At 48.8% G+C, this 651-nt stretch carries 1 protein-coding gene; it reads left to right on the top strand.

The genetic code is table 11. The annotated features are described in order from the left end of the window. Positions 1-651: LPS export ABC transporter ATP-binding protein (gene lptB, locus R7E78_RS27460; protein ID WP_318058796.1), on the top strand; the 651-nt coding region annotated here is incomplete at both ends.

Raw genomic sequence — 651 nt, forward strand, 5'->3', positions numbered from 1 at the left:
CGCAAAGTCGTCACCGATGTTAGCTTAGAAGTAGAGTCTGGTCAGATTGTGGGCTTACTTGGCCCTAACGGTGCCGGTAAAACCACCTCGTTTTACATGATTGTTGGTCTGGTGCCTCGCGATGAAGGCACCATCACCATCGACGACAAAGACATCAGTATTTTGCCGATGCACAGCCGCTCTCGCATGGGTATTGGCTATCTACCGCAGGAAGCGTCGATTTTCCGCAAACTGTCCGTGGAAGATAACATCATGGCCGTATTGGAAACTCGCCAAGAAATGACCCGCGAAGAGCGTCAGGACAAGCTGGAAGATTTGTTGGAAGAATTCCACATACAGCACATAAGAACCAGTGCGGGTATGGCACTATCGGGTGGTGAACGTCGCCGAGTCGAAATCGCTCGAGCTCTTGCGGCAAACCCACAATTCATTTTGTTGGATGAACCTTTCGCAGGTGTCGACCCTATTTCGGTTAATGACATCAAGAAAATCATCGAGCACCTACGCGATCGTGGCCTTGGTGTATTAATCACAGACCATAACGTACGTGAAACACTGGACGTATGTGAAAAAGCCTATATCGTAAGCCAAGGGCACCTCATTGCATCGAGAACTCCGGAAGAAGTTCTGAACAATGAACAGGTGAAACAA

It is taken from the genome of Vibrio sp. YT-19(2023), from assembly GCF_033337395.1.